This is a genomic window from bacterium (genome assembly GCA_035559435.1).
In the GTDB taxonomy this organism is placed as follows: domain Bacteria; phylum Zixibacteria; class MSB-5A5; order WJJR01; family WJJR01; genus JACQFV01.
On the sequence record DATMBC010000039.1, the window covers coordinates 1 to 18,055 of the forward strand.

At 63.4% G+C, this 18,055-nt stretch carries 15 protein-coding genes; 13 read left to right on the forward strand and 2 right to left on the reverse strand.

The genetic code is table 11. From position 1 onward, the window contains the following. Positions 1-322 precede the first annotated feature (322 nt). Positions 323-1,099 (forward strand): ABC transporter permease, encoded by a 777-nt coding sequence (locus VNN55_04430; GenBank protein ID HWO56795.1) that lies wholly within the window; start codon positions 323-325, stop codon positions 1,097-1,099. 20 nt (positions 1,100-1,119) lie between these two features. Further along, positions 1,120-1,929 carry an ABC transporter ATP-binding protein gene (locus VNN55_04435; GenBank protein HWO56796.1) on the forward strand — a complete coding sequence of 270 codons (810 nt, stop codon included), beginning with the start codon at positions 1,120-1,122 and terminating at the stop codon, positions 1,927-1,929. A gap of 410 nt (positions 1,930-2,339) precedes the next feature. Here the strand turns inward: VNN55_04435 and VNN55_04440 are convergent, their stop codons facing one another. Next, on the reverse strand, positions 2,340-3,695 hold the full coding sequence (locus tag VNN55_04440) for a tail fiber domain-containing protein (protein ID HWO56797.1): 1,356 nt from the start codon (positions 3,693-3,695) through the stop codon (positions 2,340-2,342). Between the two features lie 181 nt (positions 3,696-3,876). On the opposite strand from VNN55_04440, the gene radA reads away from it, so the two are divergent. The 6 genes from radA to VNN55_04470 all read left to right on the forward strand — a co-directional run bounded on the left by radA (position 3,877) and on the right by VNN55_04470 (position 10,022). Then, on the forward strand, positions 3,877-5,250 hold the full coding sequence (gene radA, locus VNN55_04445) for a DNA repair protein RadA (protein ID HWO56798.1): 1,374 nt from the start codon (positions 3,877-3,879) through the stop codon (positions 5,248-5,250). An 86-nt stretch (positions 5,251-5,336) separates the two neighbouring features. Next, a complete protein-coding gene (tgt, locus tag VNN55_04450) occupies positions 5,337-6,518 on the forward strand; it encodes a tRNA guanosine(34) transglycosylase Tgt (protein ID HWO56799.1) in 1,182 nt (393 codons plus the stop codon). A 9-nt stretch (positions 6,519-6,527) separates the two neighbouring features. After that, complete coding sequence (gene yajC / locus VNN55_04455) at positions 6,528-6,845, forward strand: preprotein translocase subunit YajC (GenBank protein HWO56800.1); 318 nt, start codon at positions 6,528-6,530, stop codon at positions 6,843-6,845. Positions 6,846-6,862: 17 nt separating this feature from the next. Beyond that, the gene (locus tag VNN55_04460) at positions 6,863-7,390 is read left to right on the forward strand and encodes a peptide deformylase (GenBank protein ID HWO56801.1); all 528 of its coding nucleotides are present in this window, start codon (positions 6,863-6,865) and stop codon (positions 7,388-7,390) included. Between the two features lie 5 nt (positions 7,391-7,395). Then, a complete protein-coding gene (gene fmt / locus VNN55_04465) occupies positions 7,396-8,352 on the forward strand; it encodes a methionyl-tRNA formyltransferase (protein ID HWO56802.1) in 957 nt (318 codons plus the stop codon). Between the two features lie 95 nt (positions 8,353-8,447). Continuing rightward, complete coding sequence (locus VNN55_04470; GenBank protein ID HWO56803.1) at positions 8,448-10,022, forward strand: Rne/Rng family ribonuclease; 1,575 nt, start codon at positions 8,448-8,450, stop codon at positions 10,020-10,022. A 377-nt stretch (positions 10,023-10,399) separates the two neighbouring features. Here the strand turns inward: VNN55_04470 and VNN55_04475 are convergent, their stop codons facing one another. Further along, positions 10,400-12,202 carry a peptidylprolyl isomerase gene (locus VNN55_04475; GenBank protein ID HWO56804.1) on the reverse strand — a complete coding sequence of 601 codons (1,803 nt, stop codon included), beginning with the start codon at positions 12,200-12,202 and terminating at the stop codon, positions 10,400-10,402. A gap of 234 nt (positions 12,203-12,436) precedes the next feature. On the opposite strand from VNN55_04475, the gene VNN55_04480 reads away from it, so the two are divergent. The 5 genes from VNN55_04480 to VNN55_04500 form a co-directional block, all read left to right on the forward strand. Beyond that, the gene (locus VNN55_04480) at positions 12,437-14,368 is read left to right on the forward strand and encodes a M23 family metallopeptidase (GenBank protein HWO56805.1); all 1,932 of its coding nucleotides are present in this window, start codon (positions 12,437-12,439) and stop codon (positions 14,366-14,368) included. 7 nt (positions 14,369-14,375) lie between these two features. After that, positions 14,376-15,071 carry a rhomboid family intramembrane serine protease gene (locus VNN55_04485; GenBank protein HWO56806.1) on the forward strand — a complete coding sequence of 232 codons (696 nt, stop codon included), beginning with the start codon at positions 14,376-14,378 and terminating at the stop codon, positions 15,069-15,071. An 87-nt stretch (positions 15,072-15,158) separates the two neighbouring features. Next, positions 15,159-16,112 carry a carbamate kinase gene (arcC, locus tag VNN55_04490; protein HWO56807.1) on the forward strand — a complete coding sequence of 318 codons (954 nt, stop codon included), beginning with the start codon at positions 15,159-15,161 and terminating at the stop codon, positions 16,110-16,112. A gap of 303 nt (positions 16,113-16,415) precedes the next feature. Next, positions 16,416-17,783: an HDIG domain-containing protein gene (locus tag VNN55_04495; GenBank protein ID HWO56808.1), complete on the forward strand. Its 1,368-nt coding sequence runs from the start codon at positions 16,416-16,418 to the stop codon at positions 17,781-17,783. A 113-nt stretch (positions 17,784-17,896) separates the two neighbouring features. Beyond that, on the forward strand, positions 17,897-18,055 hold a 159-nt coding region (locus VNN55_04500; protein ID HWO56809.1), incomplete at its 3' end, for an ATP-grasp domain-containing protein.

An 18,055-nucleotide genomic window follows, 5' to 3' on the forward strand; every position in this document is an offset into this window, starting at 1 on the left:
ACCCGGTCGTCTGCTGCGCAGACGACCACCCTCCCGCCTCCGGGGGGAGGGGAACAAGCGCGCCGTGTGGCCGCACTGTTGCCTATGAGCCATGGCCCTGACGCCCACGTCAGGGCTTGCGACAAGGACGCGACCTCCCCCGTAATCCGACAACTGTGGCCCTGACGCCCACGTCAGGGCCTGCGGTAAGCACATCGATTCCCGTGATGGCTTGGTTGTGGTGCGTCTCCGCCGAGTTGAGATTGATGCCCCGGTGCGGTGAAAGGCTACGACAGCCCCTGAAACAGTTGCCGAGAAACGTCCAACAGCCGATAATGACCTTATGCGCGGTTTTGTGCGTCATATCGGACGTCGCTGGGTCAACTTCGTCCACTATGTGGGCGGGGTGGTCATCATGCTCGGACGAGTCCTTTCGACCCTGCCGCGGCTGGTGCGCTCCTGGCACCTGGTGGTCGCGCAAATGCTGTCGGTGGGTGTGCAGTCGCTGCCGCTGGTGCTCCTGGTGTCGGTGTTTACCGGCGCGGTGGCCACCTGGCAGGCGGTCTATCAGTTCGAGGGGTATGTGCCGATGCGCTACATCGGCGGCGCCATCGGCAAGACCATCCTGCTGGAACTGGGGCCGGTGCTGACTGCCCTGGTCCTGACCGGACGGGTGGGCGCCTCGATGGCCGCCGAACTGGGCACGATGCGGGTGACCGAACAGATCGACGCGCTCGATGTGATGGGCATCGATCCGGTGCGCTACCTGGTCATGCCCCGCATTGCCGCCGGCTTCGTCATGCTCCCTGTGCTTGTGCTCTTCGCCAATTTTGTGGCGATTGTCGGAGCGCTGGTGGTGGCGGTGGTCTTCGGCGGGATTTCCAGTGAGATCTTCCTGAATGGGTTCAAGCTGCTGTTCAAAACCATCGATCTGAACGCGGGCCTGCTCAAGGCAATGGTGTTCGGACTGATCATCACGACCATCGGCTGTTATCAGGGATTCAACACCAAGGGCGGGGCGGAGGGGGTCGGACGCGCCACCACCAGCGCGGTGGTGGTCTCCTCGGCGCTCATCCTGATCGCTAACTACCTGATGGCCACCATCCTCTTTCGCATCTGAGGCGACGCCGGGATCCGATCATGCCGCCGACAGAACCCCACAGCGCGATCAACCCGGCCACAGCCGATCCCTCCGCCGGCGGCGTGATTGTGCTGCGTGGGGTGGTCAAGTCCTTCGATAAGCGTCCGGTGCTGGCCGGGATCGATCTGGATGTGGCCCGCGGCGAAACTCTGGTGGTCATCGGCAAATCAGGCACCGGCAAAAGCGTCCTGCTCAAGATCATCGCCGGATTGATAAAACCCGACGCCGGCACCGTAGCGATCAACGGCCTCCGGCTCGACCAGGTCGACCGCGACACGCTGATGGCGATCCGTCTGCGCATGGGCTTCGTCTTTCAGGGGGCCGCGCTCTTCGACTCGCTCACCATTGCTCAGAATGTCGGGTTGGGGTTGGCTGAAACTTCGCACCTGTACGATGACCAGATTGCCGCCATTGTCGCCGAGCGTCTTGAGTGGGTCGGACTGGCCGGTCAGGGGGACAAGTTGCCGTCGCAACTCTCCGGCGGGATGCGCAAACGCGCCTCGCTGGCGCGTGCCATCGCGATGGATCCGGAGATTGTCCTCTACGATGAACCCACCACCGGGCTCGATCCGGTGACCGCCGAAGGCATCAATGACCTGATCGTGTCGTTGCGCGAGCGGCTGAATGTGACCGCGATCGCCGTCACCCATGACATGCACTCGGCGTTCAAAATCGGCGACCGGATTGCGATGCTCGACGGCGGGCAGATCATCTTCTCCGGGAGCGTCGCCGAGGCCCGTGCCACCGATAACGCGCTGGTGCGACAATTCATCGCCGGCACCGTCGCCGACGCCGCGCGGCGGCCCTGATGGCGTCGGCGGAGATGGCGAGTGACGGCGGCCAAGGCAATGGCAATAGGATGACGGCCATCGCCTTGAGACAGGGTCAGACGCGCCGGAAGGATGATTGTTCCTTGAAGCCACGCGGGCCTCATGGAGAAACCGGTGGCCCAGCTCGGAGTCCACAGTCCAGTCGGGTAGGCAGGCGCGCCCTTAACGCGACCGTGCGTCCGGTGCGAGTTTCCATGGCCCGGCGGGCCCCGGCCATCCTCCGGGAGTCGATCTGTGCGCGGATGCGATCGTGTGGGCCGACCCGGCCGATCATTCTGTGTGGCCCTGGCCGAATTGCGAATGCAGGCATCTAATCCAGTGGCACTCTCGTCAAGGAGCAATGGCCCACCGCGCCTCGATATTTACGAGAGGACCGCGAGACGCTGCGGTCATCGGGTCGCTGACCGCTCATCCAATCGCCTGAGGATGTCACGCAGTTGACTGCGGAGCTCCGCGATTTCGCTGTCTTTTTCCGCAAGTCGCCGCGTCAGCGCCTGTATGGCGGCCAGCGCGACCCCCGCTTCGTCAATCGGAGAGATATAGCGTTCGTCTTCGCCGACGCCGAAGGCCGCATGGAAGTCTTGTGCCATCGGACCGATGTGACGAACCGAGTCTCGCTGAGAATTGTAGCTCCATTCTGAGATGGGCAGAGCGGCGACCTTGTGCAGGAGCGCATCGGAGTCGACTGGTTCGAATCCGTGTTTGGCGTTCTTATCGGAAAACGCGACCCAGCTGCCGCTGCCCGCTGGCAGCCAGGAAGAACTTGTGATCGCGCCGAGGGAGTCAATCCCGGTCGCGAAAAAGGCGCCGCCCGTCGTCCGGCAACAAAAGAAATTGGCGCCCGGAATGAGATTGGGGTCGTTCGGTTTCGGAAACAAGCTGTCGCTGGCAGCATCAGCCCACACGAACATCCCCGTCAGGGGCGCATAGGCGCGTCGGCCCGCGGTCAGCGAATAGCTACCCACAGCCACGCAGCCATAGCCGCCCGGGACCGATGACGCCATGCCGCCGGAGGTGTTGAACGCACCTCCGGAAACCACGGCGTATGGAGCCCACACGGCATTGTGAATTCCGCCGCCAATGGTCCCGCCGTCTGCAAAGACCAGGTTGTATAGCCCGCCCCCAACGGTCTGATGGCCGGCGCCAGGCGTGCCAGGGAAGACCCAGTTGCTGTCCCCTCCGCCGATCGTCGAATGATCGGAAGCCCCAATGTGGTGCCGTCCGCCGGCAACCGTGGTGAAATTGCCCGAAACCTCGTTGCTGTCTCCCGCCACAAACGTATGGGTGCCGGTGACCGTGTGCGTTCTTCCTATCGTCAGCGAGGATTGAAGCACCCCTCCCATCGCGCTGTCCACCGTTGCCACACGTTGGGCATATGGAGAAGTGACCAAACGAACGCGGGGCAAGACATACCCTTCCACATCGATCTCCAGCCACCGATTCTCACCGGCAAAGACGGCTTCGGCGAGTGGTGCAACCGCGCCGATTTCGGCGCTCCACAGACCCGCGGCATTGCAGTCAATCGATTGCGCCTCGGCGCCGCCGGCCGGCCAGATGGGATTGCCCGAGGATGAGTCGTCGTAGATGCGAAATAGGAAGTTCCGGGGTCCGGCTGGAAGCGGCGCACCCAGGACATCGGTCAGTCTCCCCTGAATTGTCATTCGAGTCGGAGCGGCAGACTGCGCAGCGGTGGACTGGAGAAGTACGCCAGCCACAGCGCAGAGTACAGCAGGGACGATACGCATGGTTTCTCCCACCGTCCGCGAAAGGACGGAGAACAAGTTTGATCCAATGCAGCAGTGCGAGGCGGTAAGTCAGACAATTCCGCTCCAATATCGCAAAATCCTTGACTCCGTCAAGAGGGTGACAGTGCCGACCACCGAAAGGTGATTGTGCTCAGCTCGCGCAGAAGCCTATCATCCGCGCATGAAGTCCAATCCTTCCAAGACCTTCTACGCCTGCGCCAATTGCGGATCGGTGTTTGCCCGCTGGGCGGGGCAATGCCCCGATTGCGGCGCCTGGGACACCCTCCACGAAGAAAAGGCCACCGGCGGTGTGCGCGGTGTCGAGAAGGGCGCGCGCAAGCGGCGCGAGGCGCCCGCCACCCAGACCATCGGCGAAATCGCCATCGACACCGCCGCGGTGATTGCCACCGGCATCAGCGAGTTTGATAACGTCCTCGGCGGCGGCGCGATGCCCGGATCGACCGTGTTGATCGGCGGCGAACCCGGCATCGGCAAATCGACCCTGCTTTTGCAGATCGCCGGACGCATGGCCAAGCGCGGCATTCCGACGCTCTATGTCTCCGGCGAGGAGTCGGCGGGACAAATCAAGCATCGCGCCCAGCGTCTGGGTGTCCCCGATGATCTGCACATCCTGACCGAGACCCAGCTGACCGACATTCTCTCTGCCGCCGATGCGATGACCCCCCGCCCGCGGGCGCTGGTGATCGATTCGATCCAGACCACCTTCGATCCGCAATGGCAAAGCCCGCCGGGCACGGTGTCGCAGGTGCGCGAATGCGCCGCGGCGATCAGCGACTGGGCGCAGGCGCACAACGCGGTCGCCTTCCTGATCGGGCATGTCACAAAGGAAGGCTTCATCGCCGGCCCCAAGGTGCTCGAGCATCTGGTCGACACCGTCCTGCAATTCGAGGGGGACCGCCGCCAGTGGATCCGTATCCTGCGCTGTCTGAAAAACCGCTTCGGCTCGACCAACGAGGTCGGCCTCTTTGAAATGAACGAGAAGGGGCTGGCCGAGGTGACCGATCCGTCCGGCCATTTCCTCTCCGGCGAGCCGGCCTCGCTGCATGCCCCCGGTTCGGCGGTGGCGGTGGCGATGGAGGGAAGGCGTCCGTTGCTGCTGGAGATTCAGGCGCTGGTCGGTCAGGGGGGAGGAGTGCCGCAGCGGGTGGTCTCCGGTTTTGATCCGCGTCGCAGCGCCATTCTCATTGCCATCCTCCAGAATATCGGCGGGCTCTCGCTCAATGGCCGCGACATCTTCGTCAACATCACCGGCGGTTTCGTCACCGATGAGCCGGCGGTCGATCTGGCCGCCGCGGTGGCCATCGCCTCATCGACCCTCAAACGTCCCGCCCCATCCCGCACCGTCTTCATCGGTGAGCTTGGCTTGGCCGGCGAGATTCGCGGCGTGCCGCAGATGCGTCAGCGCCTCATCGAAGCCGCCAAGATCGGTTTCCAGACCGCGATCATCCCCGCCATGAACGCCCGCGACGTGCAAAGCGGCGACATCGAAGCCCGCCCGATCGCCCGTATTGATCAGGCGTTGGGGATGTTGTAGCTATTGACCTACAACTGGAATCGCACCCTCGGATTGCCTATATTCTCCACCGCTTTGACCCATGCCTCCCCATGCATTCCGGCCCAATGACCGAATCCCCGACACGTCTGTCCTTCACGCTTCGCGCCGTCGATGGCCGCGCGCGTGTCGGCGAATTCATGGTCAACGGACGGGTGGTTGAGACTCCGGTCTTCATGCCGGTGGGAACCGCCGGTTCGGTCAAGGCCCTGCCGCCGGAGGATCTGGCGGCGCTCGGCGCACAGATCTGTCTGGGAAACACCTACCACCTCTACCTGCGACCCGGCGTCGAGATTGTGCGCCAAGCGGGGGGGCTGCATCGATTCATCAACTGGGAGGCCGCCATCCTGACCGACTCGGGCGGCTACCAGGTCTTCAGTCTGCAGGAGTTGCGGAAGATCGAACCCGATGGCGTGCGCTTCCGCTCGCACCTCGATGGTTCGGAGCACTTCTTCTCGCCGGAGGGAGTCTTCGACATCCAGGCGGGACTGGGCAGCGACATCGCCATGGTCCTCGATGTCTGCACCCCCTATCCCGCCGACCACGAGCAGGCCGCCAAAGATCTGGAAGTGACGCTTGATTGGGCACTTCAATCAAAGTCCCGAAGCGACTCATTGACAGGCAGTTATATGTCCAATATGTCCAATTGGTCCTATTCTTCTCTCCCCGCGCTCTTCGGCATCGTCCAGGGCTCGGTCTATGCGGACCTGCGCGCTGCTTCAGCTCGGCGGCTGGTGGAAATCGGCTTTGATGGCTATGCCATCGGCGGGCTTTCGGTCGGGGAGCCGAAGTCGGCGATGTGGGAAATGACCGAAGCGACAGTGCCGCATCTGCCGGCCGATCGGCCGCGGTATCTGATGGGCGTGGGGACCCCCGAAGACCTGATTATGGGCATCGACCGTGGAATTGACATGTTTGACTGTGTGCTGCCCACACGCGCGGCGCGTCACGGCACGGCCTTCACCCCCGATGGCCCGCTGACGGTCAAAGCCGGGCGCTACAGCGATGATTTCACGCCGCTTGATGCTGAATGCACCTGCCCGACCTGTCGCGGCTACACGCGCGCCTATATCCGCCACCTGTTCAACGCCGGCGAGATCAGCGCAATGATATTGACCACACGCCACAATTTGCATTTCTACCTGTCCGTCATGCGCCGGGCGCGCCGGGCCATCCGCGGGAGTGAATGGACCTCATTCCGCGACGGTTTCCTGGCCCGTTACCGGTCGGACGCACACAACCGTTCATAAGGAGGATTTGTGATACACTGGCTGCTGGCGATGGCGCCGCCCCCGTCCGATGGCTCCTCGCCCAATCCGCTTCTGACGTTCCTGCCGTTCCTGCTCATGATCGTCGTGGTCTGGTTCCTGCTCATCCGGCCGCAGCGCAAGCGCGCCAAGGAGCACACCGCGATGCTCTCGTCGCTGCAGAAGGGCGACCGGGTGGTGACCAACTCCGGGATGATCGGGGTGATTGTCGGCTTCAACGAGCCCGAGAATATCGTGGTGTTGAAGGTCGGCGATGACACCAAAGTCGAGTTTCTCAAGTCGGCGGTCGCCGGCAAACTGGACCGATAATCGCGGCGGGTCTTGCCATGCGCCGTCTGTGGTCGACCAGAACCGACACGGTCCGTCTGTTCGACGATGCCGTCCTGCGTGCGCCGGTGCGCGATGTGACCGATTTCGGCGCGTCGTTGCGCGCGCTCATCGACCGCCTGTTGCGCGTCCAGCGCCGAGAACGCGCCGTGGGTGTCGCCGCCACCCAGATCGGCGAGTCGTGGAATGTCTTTGTGCTCAACGGCGCCGAACTTCGCCGCGGCGGCAAGCAGGAAGTCTACGTCAACCCGCGCATCCTCCGCGAGGAGGGGCAGGACACCGATGAGGAGGGCTGCCTGTCGTTTCCGGGGCTGTTCATTCCGGTGGTGCGCCCGCAACGGGTCGAGATCGAGGCGCTCGATGCCGATGGCCGGCGTTTCACCCGCGAGGGCGCCGGGTTGCGCGCGCGGGCCTTCAGCCATGAAACCGACCACCTGCTGGGGCGTTTAATCGTTGACCGTGTCGATCCCGAGCTGCGGGAGTCGGTCCTCGCCCGTATGAGGGCGCTACGGCGCAAACAGGTATAGTTTCCGTGAACCTCGTCTTCTTCGGCACCGCGGATTTTGGCATTCCGATATTGCAGGCGCTCCTGCGCAGCCCGCGCCATCGCCTGGTGGCGGCGGTGACCGGCCCTGACAAGCCGCGCGGACGCGGTCAGGAGCGGCAGCCGACACCGGTCGGACAATGGCTGGCCGATACGGGCTTCCCGCGCATTGTCAAGCCCGAGGACCTGCGCGATCCGCACCTGCATCGGCAGTTGCAGGCGATGGGAGCCGACGCCTATGTCGTCGTCGCCTACCGAATCCTCCCCGAGGCGATCTACACCATCCCGCGCTTTGCCTTCAATCTCCATGCCTCGCTTCTGCCGGCCTATCGCGGCGCCGCGCCGATCCAGCGCGCCATCATGGCCGGCGAAACCGAAACCGGCGTGACCACGTTCCTGCTGCGCAAGCAGGTCGACACCGGTGACATCCTCCTGCAACGCTCGTTGGCGATCGATCCGGAAGAGAATTGCGGCGAATTGATGGCGCGAATGGCGACCCTGGGCGCCACGGTGGTCCTCGAGACGCTGGACGGTCTGGAGCGCGGCGATCTGGTTCCGCAACCGCAGGACCCGTCGAAGGCCTCCCCGGCGCCGAAAATTACCGACGAGGACCTGATTCTGACCTTTGCCCAGCCGTCAGAGCGGCTGATCAACCGCGTCCGGGCGCTGGCCCCGCGTCCGGGCGGCTACACGATCTTCCGCGGCGGCGCGATCAAGGTGCTCGCGTTGCGGCCCTATCCCGACGCATCTTTACATTCACGCCCCGGCGCGATTGTCGCCGTCGACAAGACCCTGGGGCCGGTGGTCGCCACCGCCGACCGGTGCGTGACCTTTGATCTCATCCAGCCGGCCGGGAAAAAGCCGATGACGGGCGCCGATTTCGCCCATGGCCACCATCCCGATGTCGGCGAATCCTTCACCACGCCACTGAGCGATCCTTTCTAATGCGAAACGAACACGAGCCACACACAGACACAGGCGCCGCCGAGGGCCCCAAGGGCCAGCGGCGACGTCCGCGACGCCCCCATTGGGAGCCGCCGGTGCAACTGCCGCCGGTGAAAAAAGAAATCATCATCAACGTCGGCGACACCGAGACCCGCATCGCCGTCCTCGAGGACGGCAAGCTGGTCGAGCTCTCCTATGAGCGGCCCGATGACATCAAACTCGCCGGCAATATCTACAAGGGCGTGGTCGAATCGGTCCTGCCCGGCATGCAGGCGGCCTTCGTCCACATCGGCGAGGAACGCACCGCCTTCCTCCACTCCTCCGACATCGGCAAGATGGGGGACGACGAATACGAATCCGATCTGGACGATGAGGCCGAGACCAAGCGCGAATTGATCAAAAAAGAACGGCACACCGCCATCGAGGAAGTGGTCAAGAAAAACCAGGTGATCCTCGTGCAGGTGATCAAGGAACCGCTGGGCGCCAAGGGCGCGCGCATCACCACCAACGTCTCGCTGCCCGGACGGTTTGTCGTGCTGGTGCCCGACGACAGCCACGTGCGCGTTTCCAAGCGCATCGCCAACTGGGCCGAGCGCAAGCGGCTGAAGACCATCCTCGAGCCGCTGCGTCCGCAGGGCTGCGGCCTCATTGCCCGCACCGAGGCCGAAGGCGGCAACGAGAAGGAATTCAAAAACGACATCAAGCAGTTGCTGAAGACCTGGAAGGGGATCGTCAAGGACTTCGAAAAGAAGACCGCCCCCGCCTGCATCTACCGCGAAACCGACATCACCGGCGCGATGATGCGCGACATCTTCTCCGAGGATGTCGAACGGCTGATCGTCGACGACAAGAAGCTCTACAAGGAGATGGTCTCCTACTGCAAGCAGGTCGCGCCGGAACTGAAGGACCGCATCGAACTCTACGAGGGCGAGGTGCCGACGTTCGATCTCTATGGCATCGAATCGGAAATCGAGAAGATGATGGAGCGCAAGGTCTGGTTTAAGCGCGGCAGTTATCTGGTGATCGACCAGACCGAGGCGATGGTGACCATCGACGTCAACACCGGACGGTTCGTGGGAAAGACCAATCAGGAGGACACGATCCTGCGCGCCAACCTGCAGGCGGCGCAGGAGGTGGCGCGGCAGGTGCGCCTGCGCGACATCGGCGGCCTGATTATCGTCGACTTCATCGACATGATGCACCATTCCAACCGCAAGCGGGTTTACGAGGAATTCAAACTGGCCTTCGCCCGCGACCGCGCCAAGAACGCGATCGCGCCGATCTCGGAGTTCGGCTTAATCGAAATGACCCGCCAGCGAATCCGTCCGCAGTTCATGCTCGCGCTCACCGACCCCTGTCCGACCTGCGAGGGAACCGGACGCGTCCTCTCGCCGGACACCGTCGCCGCCAAACTCGAACGCTGGTTCGACCGCGCCCGTGCCGCCACCAACATCAAGCGCTTCCGGCTGATCGTCCATCCCACCCAGGCCGAGTATCTTCTGGCCGACAAAGAGGCGTGGCTCAAACGGATCAAGAAGTCCAGCAAGTCGGACATCACCGTCGAGACCGATGGCCTGCTCGGCCCGGACAAGTACCGGATCGTGTCGGTCGACGATGGCATCGACCTGACCGACGCCTTCCATCCGCGCACCACACGCCAAAGCGGATAGCGTCGCCGCCTCACGTCGCGGCTGTAGAAGCGGCTCTGGAGCCGCGTCACAATGTGTCAAAGGCCAGGGCGCCAATCGGATGATTGGCGCCCTGTGAATTCCGGGAGCAGGTCTCAGGCCCGCCCCGACGGATCGTGAATGATTGGTGCAGGTACACACCTATCTGACAAAACTCCCATATCCGTCATCCCAAGACCCGGCGCTCTTTGCCGGGTCTTGGGATCCTTGTTGCTTTGCTCATCGGCGGAGTCGTGCGCTTCCGGGACGCGGTTCAAGCGCCGCCTCTACGATGTGCGTACGGCGCGATTCGGTGGCGCAGACAAAACGGCCCCGCGCTTGTGCGCGGGGCCGTTGGTCAAGACCAAGCGGATGGCGGATCAAAACTCGCCGGGCAGCTGGTAGCGGAAGTCCTGCACGTTGGCGTCGGCGCGGAGCTTGTCATACCACTGCTGGAAGAGCATCTGCTTTTTGTTGTCCAGCGCCGCGGTCATGATCGAATCGCGCTTGTCGACGTACAGTTGCGGGTCGGCCGGCGAATGCTCTATCAATTGCATCACGCAGGCGCCGCGCGTGGCTTTGACCACCGGCGAAACGCGCGCGCCCGACCGGACCAGCCCGAAGGCGGCGCCGCGGAAGACCGCGTCATCGCCGATGCCAGGCACCATATCGAAACGCCCGAACGGCGTGGGGGTTGAATCGACCACCCGTCCGATCCGCTGCGCGACCTCGGCCATCGGCACTCCCGCCTGCAGGTCGGGCAACACCCGGTCGAGCACGTAGGCGGCCTGATTCTTGGCGTCGTCGTTGCGCAGCCGGGTCATGATCCGGGAGCGGACTTCGGCGAACGGCGCATACCCCGCCGGCTCGCGCGCATCCAGCACCGCCACGATGAACCCGCTGGAAATCTCGAAGACCGTGGAAATGTCTCCCGGCTTGGCCGCAAACGCCCACTGCATGATCGCCGGCTGACGGCCCAGCAGCGGGAGGTCCTGCCCCTTCTCAAAGAAGTTGGTGTTGCGCGGCACCACGCCGTACCTGCGGGCCAGCGAATCCAGCGGGGTCTCCTTCAAGTCCTCGGCAAACTGCTCGGCCTTCAGGCGCAGGTCGGAGAGCGTCCCGGTGGAGGGCTCGATGCGGATGAGCACATGCGAGGCCTTCACCTGCAGCGAATCGCCGACGCCGCGACGTCCTTCGCACTTGATCACATGCACGCCGAACCGGGTGACAACCGGATCGGAGATCTGCCCCGAGTCCATCGCAAAGGCGACATCCTCGAACTGTTTGACCATCTGCCCCTTGCCAAACCAGCCCAGATCGCCGGTGGGGGAGGAGTTGTCTTCGGAGAACTGCTGGACCAGCGAGACAAAGTCCTCGCCGCCGCGCGCCCGCTGCGCGACCTGTTCGGCCTCACGCCGCACTTCGGCGGTGTCCGCCGCCGAGGGCTTGCGGTCAAACTGCACAAACAGCAGACGCGCCCGTTCGCCGTGTTTGAACTCCTCGCGGTGGTCGTTGTACCACCGCTCGGCGGTGGCGGTGTCCACCGGCGGCACCGAGTCGAGGTACAGCTGCGACGGCACCATGATGTAGCGCACGCGGATCTTCTCGTTGGCGGCCTCGTAGAGCTCCTTCACCTCGGAATCGTCGATCACCGCCGTGGCGGTCACATACTCGAAGAGTTTTTGTTGCAGCACGCGCGGACGGACCAGCGCCTCGACCTGCAGCCACAGCTTCGGGTCGGGATTCGAGTAGGCCTGAAGGTACTTATTGTAATCGAACTGGCCGTTGGTCGTGAAGATCTCCAGCGAACGGATCTCGGCCGGGGGGAACCGGCGCAGATGCTCGGCCAGTTCGGCGTTGGTCACCTCCAACCCGAGCTTTTCGGTCCGCTCGCGCAACAGCTGGCTGCCGACCATCTGGTCGAAGACATCCTCGCGCAGACGGGTGGCCTCCTCCTCGCTCACATCGCCGGCCTTCTGTTGTTGCTGGGCCAGGGCGTTCTGGTAGAGGAAGGAGTAGTCGTCCAGACGCAGTTCGGTGCCGTTAACGCTGCCGACCACGCCGCGCGCGGTGGGACGGGAGGTGAACTCCATCCCCCACGCGAAAATGATCGTTCCCACGAACGCCGCAATGATGATCCAGAGAACCGGCTTCGTGCCCTGCCGCATGGCTTTCATCACCATGACACACAATCTCCTTGAGAGTCACCGTCCGTTGCGGACGGGCTTTTAGTCAGTATCGGCTCCGGGGGGTCTCCCCAAAAGAGCCAAGACAATCAGTATAACACATATCTCATTGGAATTCATCAACATTTAAGCCCCGCATCGGGATGCCCCGACGCGGATTTCATTGACAGCCGACCGCGGGCGATCTATGGTCCTGCGGGGATGGGGCATCGTCTTTTCATCTTGTCTGTCATGCTCTTGGCCGCCGGCGCGCCGGCTTGGGCCGGGGATGTCTCCGGTCGGTATGTCTGGCCGATCACCAATTATACCAATCTCTCCGCCGGCTTCTGCGACTTCCGCACCCGCCACTACCACGGTGGAATCGACATCTCCACCAACGGCCAGGAGGGCCTGGAGGTCCGTGCCGCGGATTCGGGCTGGGTGGAACGGATCTCGGTCGGCTACTGGGGATACGGTAAGGCGGTCTACTTGCACCTGGCCGATGGACGGATGGCGGTGTACGGCCACCTCTCGGAACTGGCGGACAAAATCCGCGAGTACGTCGAAGCCGAACAGTACAAGACCCAACGCTACCAGCAGAATCTCTACCCGCCGCCGGGGCATCTTCCGATCGCGCGCGGGGAAGTGATCGCTTACTCCGGCCAGACTGGCGCCGGCCCGCCGCACCTGCACTTCGAAATCCGTACCGGCGACAACAAGCCGCTCAATCCGCTGGCCTTCTTCGACAAGACCGACAAGATCAAGCCGTCGATCTACTCAGTGACGATCATTCCGATCCAGCCGGATGATCCGGACACGCCGCCCTCGACCGTCGCTGGATCGCTTCTGCCGAAAACGTACTCGCTGGCGAACGGGAAGTTGACGGCGATCCCCAAGGTGACCGGAGCGGTTGGTCTGTCGGTGCTGGCCGATGACAATATCGATGCCCCGCGTTGGACGATGTCCGCCTATCGTCACCGGTTGATCGTCAACGGCATCGAGGTCGGCGAGGTGCGTTACGACTCGATCAACTACGATCACACCCGTCAGATCGAAATCGAGCGGCACTATGACCCCGACGGCGGCCTTTCGCCGCGCGCGGTCAATCTGTTCAGACGCGAGCACAACACCCTCTGGCATTACCATGGCTTCAGCGACGATGGCATCCTCTCTGCGGCCACCGGGCTTAAGCCGGGCAAAAACGACATCCGCATCGAGGTGGCCGACAGGGCCGGGCATGAGAACTCGGTCGCCTTCACGCTGGAACTGGCGGACAGCGCCGGAAGCGCATCGTTGCCCGAGACACCGACAGACATCATGGCAATTCCCGCCTGGGGGGGCGCGGTGATCCTGGCGCCGGTCGCCATGGCGCCGCCTGATCTCTCACTGGAGGCGGACGGTGATCGTCCCATTCGCCATTGGCTGAGAGGGAAGGGCGGCTGGCAGGTCTGGTTGCCCGCCAGCGCCGGCGCGGACCGTCTCTGGCGGTCGACGGGCGCGGATCTGCCCCGCCAGCCGGTGCCGCTCGGGTGGCGGCCTATGCGCAGCGAGGATGGTGGTCTGGTGGCCAGCGAGGATGGCCGCGCGTCGGTGACACTGGCCGCCGGCGACCTGTATGCCGCCGGATTCTGGACCCTGCGACGCGGCGAACCCGGCCCGAAATCGCGGGCGTTGACTCCGCTTTACACTCTGGCCCCGCGCGACATCCCGCTGGCCCGCGATGTCCGTCTCCAGATCGACCTCCCACGGACCGACATCGCGCTCGAGAAACTGGCGATTTACCGCGCAGGCGGCGGGTGGTCGTTCGAGGGACGCCAAGTCGACACGCTGCACCGCGCGCTGGTCGCGACCATTCGCAGCGCCGGCACGTTCGCCATTCTCGCCGACCGCACCGCGCCGGTGATCGCCAATGTCACCCCGACCGGCAAGTCCTCCCTGAAGGAGCGTCGTCCGACGATCCGCTTCGAGGTCTCCGACAATCTCTCCGGCATCGGTTCCGACGAGGATCTGCGGCTGACCGTGGATGGCCGGTGGGTACCGGTGGAATTTGATCCCGATCTGCGCGCCGCCAAGGCCCGTCCCCGCTGGCCCCTTGATCCCGGCACACATTCCGTCGAGATTGTGGCCCGCGACCGTTGTGGAAACGAGGCCCGTTTCACTCGTACGCTGACGATTCGGAAATAGGACCGGAATGTTCCCTCTGCACGATGACAACCCGACCCAGCGGGCGCCGATTCTCACCTATGCGCTGATCGCGGCGAATGTGATCGTGTTCCTCTATCAATTCCTGCAGCCCGATCAGGGGGAACGGATCGCGATTCAGTTTGGCTTCATTCCGGCGGAGCTGACGCACGGCGTTGAATTGACCCCGCAGGCCTACTTCCCGGCGCTGGGCACGATCTTTACCAGCATGTTTCTGCACGGCAGTTGGATGCACCTGATCGGCAACATGCTCTACCTGTGGATCTTCGGGAACAACATCGAAGATCTGCTCGGGCCGATCTGGTTTCTCATCTTCTACTTGCTGTCGGGGGTTGGCGCGGTCATGCTCTTTGTGGCCACCGGACCCAACACCACCGTGCCGCTGGTGGGGGCCTCGGGGGCGATCTCCGGGGTGCTCGGGCTTTATGCCGTCAAGTTCCCCAGGGCGCGGGTGCTGACTGCGATTGTCTTCGGCTTCTTCATCCGCATGGTCTGGATTCCGGCCATGATGGTGCTGGGGCTCTGGTTCCTGATGCAGTTGCTGTTCGCGTTTGCCTCGGCTGGCACGGAATCCTCCGGCGGCGTGGCCTACATGGCCCATGTCGGCGGCTTCCTCGTCGGCCTGCTGGCGGCGTTGGTGGTGCGTGGCCCCCGGAGGGCCTGGACACGCGACGAATGGCAATAGCATTTCCGCGCCCGTGACTTCTGACCGTTCCCCTCTGTCTTTTTCCGCCGGAGCGCTTATCTTACTTGGTTTCGAGGTGGATTAACCATGTTGAGCAACGTCAAAACCGCGGTGGTGGCCCTGGGGGGAAATGCGATTTCGCGCAAGGACCTGCCCGACACCATCGCCAATCAATTCCGACTGACACGCGAATCGCTGAGCGCGATTGTCCCGCTCATTCGGGCCGGCTACAACCTCGCCATCTCCCATGGCAACGGCCCACAGGTGGGCAACGCGATCCTGCGCGTCGAACTGGCGCGCGACCGCACCCCGGTCCTGCCGATCGGCATCTGCGTCGCCGACACCGAAGGCGGCATCGGTTACATGATCGCGCAATCGCTGCAAAACCGGCTCCGGCGCGAAGGCATCAAGCGGCCGGTGGCGACCATCGTCACCCAGGTGGTGGTCGATCGCAACGATCCGGCAATGGCCAACCCGACCAAGTTTATCGGCCAGTTCTACACCGAGGAGGATGCCCGAAGATTTGCCGCCGAGCGCGGCTGGACGGTCAAGCCGGATGGCGACCGCGGCTGGCGGCGGGTGGTGGGCTCACCGATTCCACGGGCGATCGTCGAAGGCGATGTTATTCGCGCCATGGTCGAGGATGGCGTGATCGTCATCGCCGCCGGCGGTGGTGGAATTCCCGTTTACATCGAGGAAGATGGCACCTACGAAGGGCTTGATGTGGTGGTGGACAAAGACCGGGCTTCGGCGGTGCTCGCCCAGGCGATCGGCGCCGAGTTGCTGCTGATTCTCACGGCGGTCGACCGCGTTGCCATCAATTTCGGCAAACCCGATCAACAGTTCCTGCCGAAGATGTCGCTGCGCGAGGCGCGTCAGTATCTGGCCGAAGGCCATTTCCCCGACGGGAGCATGGGCCCGAAGATCGAAGCCGCAATCCAGTTCCTTGAGGCCGGAGGCAAAAAGGTCCTGATCACCTCGATCGAGAAAGCCGAGGCGGCCCTGCGCCAGGAGGACGGCACCTGGATTCTGCCGGATTGAGCATTGCGAGACCGGTCAATAACGAAGAACACGGCGTCGCCTTCCCGTCCGCCTCGTTAACGACAAGCCCGGGAGGGCGAGCCTCCCGGCGAGCCGCCGCGGCATGATCACCCCGCAGCAGCGAACTCCGTTGCTTACCCGGGTACGGTTTCGCGTGTCGGCGCCCGGTGTGCCCACCATTTACGGCGGCTCCGCACCTTCGGGCCTCGCCCTCCCGTTCGCTCCGTTAACCACTCTCTCAGTAAGGCGACCCGCCGCGCAAATCCTGTAGGGCTGCGGCCTTCCAAGCCCTTAATTCTCCCTGTGGCGCGGCCCTCTACCCATCCCGACTGGCTGGCGGACCTCCTGGCCGAAGGCGATGTCTATGAAGTCGGAGGCTCGGTGCGCGACTCGCTTCTGGCGGCGCAGCGCGGCGAAGACCCGCCGGCCAAGGACCGTGACTTCCTCATTCGCCGCATCGGCATCGACCGTCTGCAGGAAATTCTCGGCCGTCATGGCGCGGTCAATCTGGTCGGACGCTTTTTCGGCGTGATCAAGTTCACACCGCGCGGGACCGGGGAGACCTATGACCTCTCGCTGCCGCGGCTGGAGAAATCCTACGGCGCCGGCCACACCGACTTTCATGTCGACTTCGATCCGGAATTGCCGGTCGAACGCGATCTCGGACGGCGCGACTTTACCATCAATGCCATGGCCCGCGACCTGCGCACCGGCGCGCTGGTTGACATTTTCAACGGCCAGGCCGACCTGGCGGCGCGTGTGCTGCGCATGGTCTTTCCCACCGCGTTCATCGAGGATCCGTTGCGGATGCTGCGCGGCGTGCAGTTTGCCGCGCGCTTCGATCTTACCATCGAGCCGGCCACCTTCAATGCGATCCGCGATTCGGCGGACTTGATTCAGACCGTTTCGTCGGAGCGGGTCGCGGAGGAATTGAACAAACTCCTGCTTCTGGCGAAACGCCCATCGCGCGGCTTTTTGCTCATGCAGGAGCTGGGTCTGCTCAAGTTCATCCTGCCGGAACTGGAGGCCACCGTCGGGGTCACCCAACCCGGACCGTATCACACCTGGCCGGTCTTCGAACATTCATTGGTCTGTGTCGATGCCGCCCCGCCGCGGCTCAATGTCCGCTGGGCCTGTCTGCTTCACGACATCAACAAGCCGCAGTGCCGTGTGGTGGACGACAACCGTGCGACCTTCTATGGCCACGACAAGATGGGCGCCCGCACGGCCAGACAAGTCCTGCAGCGGCTGCGATTCTCCAACGACTTTATCGATCAGGTCGCCACGTTGGTCGACAAGCACATGTTCACCACACAGGTGACCGACAAGGGGATGCGCCGTCTGGTGCGCCGTGTCGGCGCCGATTTGATCTTCGACTTGCTTGACTTGCGCCGCGCCGATGTCTATGCGCAGGGCAAGGGGGGAAGCACCGACGATGTCGATGAACTGGAAGCGCGCATCCGCGCCGAGATTGACAGGAAAAGCCCCTTTGGCCTGAGGGATCTGGCGGTCAATGGCGACGACCTGATCGGCGAATTGGGGATGGCTCCTGGGCCGGACATCGGGCGGATTCTCAACCAACTCCTTGAAGTTGTCCTTGATGACCCAGCGCAAAACACGCGCGAGACGCTGTTGGCTGAGGCGCGTAAGCTGCTGTCCGCCAAAACGTAATCTCTCTGACAGGCCCGGCGGCTTTTGACAGGAATCCTGTTGTTGTCGTCGGATTTCGGCTCTACATTGCCCACCCCGCTTGACTGAAGTTGGGCCGGGAGCAGGGAGACCGCATGAAGATTCACGAGTATCAATCCAAGGAAATCTTTGAGGCAGCAGGGATTACCGTGCCCAGGGGACGGGTCGCCGTCACCGTCGCCGAAGCGCGCCGGATTGCCGAAGAAATTGGTAAGCCCGTGGTGATCAAGGCACAAGTGCATGTGGGCGGCCGC

What these genes read in the sequence shown, in the direction of transcription:
- VNN55_04430 (HWO56795.1), top strand. Translation starts at nt 323, where the DNA reads ATGCGCGGTTTTGTGCGTCATATCGGACGTCGCTGGGTCAACTTCGTC.
- VNN55_04435 (HWO56796.1), top strand. Translation starts at nt 1,120, where the DNA reads ATGCCGCCGACAGAACCCCACAGCGCGATCAACCCGGCCACAGCCGAT.
- VNN55_04440 (HWO56797.1), bottom strand. Translation starts at nt 3,695, where the DNA reads ATGCGTATCGTCCCTGCTGTACTCTGCGCTGTGGCTGGCGTACTTCTC.
- radA (HWO56798.1), top strand. Translation starts at nt 3,877, where the DNA reads ATGAAGTCCAATCCTTCCAAGACCTTCTACGCCTGCGCCAATTGCGGA.
- tgt (HWO56799.1), top strand. Translation starts at nt 5,337, where the DNA reads ATGACCGAATCCCCGACACGTCTGTCCTTCACGCTTCGCGCCGTCGAT.
- VNN55_04460 (HWO56801.1), top strand. Translation starts at nt 6,863, where the DNA reads ATGCGCCGTCTGTGGTCGACCAGAACCGACACGGTCCGTCTGTTCGAC.
- VNN55_04475 (HWO56804.1), bottom strand. Translation starts at nt 12,202, where the DNA reads ATGGTGATGAAAGCCATGCGGCAGGGCACGAAGCCGGTTCTCTGGATC.
- VNN55_04480 (HWO56805.1), top strand. Translation starts at nt 12,437, where the DNA reads ATGCTCTTGGCCGCCGGCGCGCCGGCTTGGGCCGGGGATGTCTCCGGT.
- VNN55_04485 (HWO56806.1), top strand. Translation starts at nt 14,376, where the DNA reads ATGTTCCCTCTGCACGATGACAACCCGACCCAGCGGGCGCCGATTCTC.
- arcC (HWO56807.1), top strand. Translation starts at nt 15,159, where the DNA reads ATGTTGAGCAACGTCAAAACCGCGGTGGTGGCCCTGGGGGGAAATGCG.